General features: G+C 45.0%; 1 protein-coding gene and 2 pseudogenes. 1 reads left to right on the plus strand and 2 read right to left on the minus strand.

What is annotated here, in order from left to right:
- Positions 1–189, minus strand: a pseudogene (locus AACQ21_RS06390) (potassium channel family protein); the annotation flags it as partial.
- Positions 190–652: 463 nt separating this feature from the next.
- Between AACQ21_RS06390 and AACQ21_RS06395 the strand changes: the two are divergent.
- Complete coding sequence (locus AACQ21_RS06395; protein WP_013856720.1) at positions 653–2,284, plus strand: methyl-accepting chemotaxis protein; 1,632 nt, start codon at positions 653–655, stop codon at positions 2,282–2,284.
- Positions 2,285–2,405: 121 nt separating this feature from the next.
- On the opposite strand, the pseudogene AACQ21_RS06400 reads toward AACQ21_RS06395, so the two are convergent.
- Positions 2,406–3,005: pseudogene (locus AACQ21_RS06400) on the minus strand (BamA/TamA family outer membrane protein); the annotation flags it as partial.

Raw genomic sequence — 3,005 nt, forward strand, 5'->3', positions numbered from 1 at the left:
TAACTCTGTTGCAAACAATGCCCAAATAATCCAAAGCAGATGCTCCAGAAAATCAAGCTCTTCGGGTTGTAAAGGTGCAATATCTGGTAGTAAAGCGACGATCACATACACTACCGATAATAGCAGCATCGGAATTTCAGTTTTATGTTCGATCGCAGACAGTAGTTGTAAACGTGTTTTTAATTTCATGATTCAAATACCTTTTTCCGTTTACCTTAACGCCAAAAGTACCAAGTGAACAGTACAACCATCCCTTTCGTTACCCAATTAGCACCCAATTCAAAATGGAAATCACTATAAACTAGGTGGTTGAGATGTAAAGAATTGTGACCTTAACAGAGCTTAAAATAACCGTCTTGAGCGTTATTCTAAGCTCTTCACACCCAATATCTCACTCACAAAAATCTCAAAAACACCATAGGAGTCAAGTTTCAATTGTGATACGATGCACAACTTTATGGATATCTCTCTATTTTCATATGGACGTGACCCGATACCCAAGCCACTTAGGATGCTGTCGATGACCAGTAAGTGAAGCCGAAAAAACATCAATAAAATGGTGGAATTGGCGTCAATGAACGTGATCAATACAGCAATGCTGCAAGTGGGACAGGTATAACTCCGTTGTTTTACTCCGAGGTCACTTATTACCATGTCTTTTTTAAAAGATTTAGCCATTCGCAAAAAAATTGCGCTTGCCTTTACTATTATCGCGTTAGTCAACATCGCCTTCGGTTATTACCTATATCGTTCATTGAACGAAATACAAGATGACCTACTCAATCTAACGGATGACACACTCCCATCAATGATGATGGTCAATAACGTCAAATACAATATGGCTTCTGTGCGACGTGCTCAAATCAGTTTGCTTTCCGCAACCGATCAAGCCGAAATTACGGAGGATATTCGTTGGATGCAGGAACACTATCAAGCAATTGATAGTGCACTAGCCACCTATGAGCGTGCGGTTTGGACCGATCACGAGCGTTCGATTTTTATGCCAGTTAAAAACCTCTGGCGTGACTACTTGACTGCGCTTGGCTCTTTTAATGACGATATCCTCAATCAAAATATCGTAAAAGCTCAAGGGGATATCTCAGCCTCTTTGGTTACATTTGAACGCCTAGAGAGTGCGATTGACGATCTTCTCAATTTAAACCAAACCTTTGTTGCCAAAAATCGCTCTGAACTGATGACGCTTATTCAAGCTATCACCTCATTTTCCACAGGCAGCATCGTTGCGCTGATAGCGTTTATGGTGTTCATTACACTATTACTTTCTCGCTTAATCTGCCAGCCACTACAGTTGGTTGTACAGCAAGCGAACGCCATTGCTGGAGGTAATTTAAGCCATCGATTAGCACGTCAGCATATTGGGCAAGATGAGCTAGGTGAATTGGCCGATGCGTGTTCAAGTATGCAAGAGAATTTACGCTCAATGGTGGAAGAGATCATCGCCGGAGCGACTCAACTATCTCATGCTGTCGATGAAGTTAGCGCCGTCTCTGAACAGACATCACAGGGCATGCAAGAGCAACAGGTCGAGGTCATGCACATTGCTACGGCCATGACGCAAATGAAATCAACGGTTGCAGAAGTGGCACGAAGCACAGAAGTCGCTTCTGACGCCGCTCGTGAAAGTAACCAACAATCCATCCTTGGATCAAAACAGATGGATTCCGTCGCTAATGCTATCTCTCTTGTGACTCAAGAAATTGATCAAGCAGAACAACGCGTATTAGAACTTGAGCAACAAGCACAGCAAATTAACGTTGTCGTTGACGTGATAAGCAACATCGCCGACCAAACCAATTTGCTTGCACTTAACGCAGCAATTGAAGCGGCGCGTGCTGGTGAACAAGGGCGTGGTTTTGCGGTTGTGGCTGATGAAGTCCGTGCTTTAGCTGGCAAAACTCAGCAATCGACGGGCGACATCGTCAATATTATCCAAAGCCTACAAACATGTGCACTGCGTGCTCGTGAAGCGACGTCACAAAGCAGTGTACTTATGGGACAATGTGTGGAGCAAAGTGGCCAAACTCAAATCGCGATTGACCACATTAGTAATCAAAGCGCGCATATCGCAGATATGACCATTCAAATCGCCAGCGCGTGCGGAGAGCAAGATTCGGTTAGCGAAGAGCTCAGCCGCAATATCGAACGCATTAGTGAATCAGCCAAGCAAGTTGCACAAGGTTCTTCCAGCGCCGCTCAAGCGTGCGTCGAACTTAGCCAGTTAGCGGCGATGTTGCAAAATACCGTGAGTCGTTTTCAGGTATAACCCTCGCATTGTTAGTTAAAAATAACCATGATCTCATGTTTGAGTGGTCAGTAAGCCTTGTTTCAGCTTACAACGCAAAAAGGGTCGCATTTGATGCGACCCTTTCCTCCTTAACAAACGGTTAAAACTGAGCAGTTAGCTTGATATACACTTCATCTTTGCCTAATTTACTGTCTAATCCATGAGCGTAACCAATCCGTACTGGTAACGTGCCGCCATAAAGTACGATGGTATCGATCTGCACTTCAGCACCAATCCCCGTCAGGGCTTGGTAGTTTTGGTTATAGTTCCAGCTTGATCCTGAGTCGACAAATACAGAACCTGAAATATCCCCCAAGCCAATTGGCCACAAATTCCAGTTTCGTTCAGCGCGATACAATAAGCGGCTTAGTTCAACACTTTGTGTCGCGTAGGCTTGCCCTACTTGAGCCGCAGAGCTGTAGCCACGCAACGCTATCTGTTGGCGACCATAGAGCTGCGCGCTGTCGCCTTCGTAACTGCCTAGCTCAAACGCTTTAGCTTTTGAATCTGCATAACCTGCCGCAAGGTGAGTGGTAAGATTGAAGCTCCCCGGGAGGTCCCAATGTGCTTGCCACTGCGCCTGCCATTTTTGTCCAGAGTAATCACCGCCAACATTGGACTCCCATACCAAATCAGCGTAATGACCCCACGCATAGCCGGGAACATTCAATAAGCCTTCACGGTTATCCCATTGCAATGC

The organism is Vibrio sp. V01_P9A10T6 (genome assembly GCF_963877065.1).
In the GTDB taxonomy this organism is placed as follows: domain Bacteria; phylum Pseudomonadota; class Gammaproteobacteria; order Enterobacterales; family Vibrionaceae; genus Vibrio; species Vibrio anguillarum.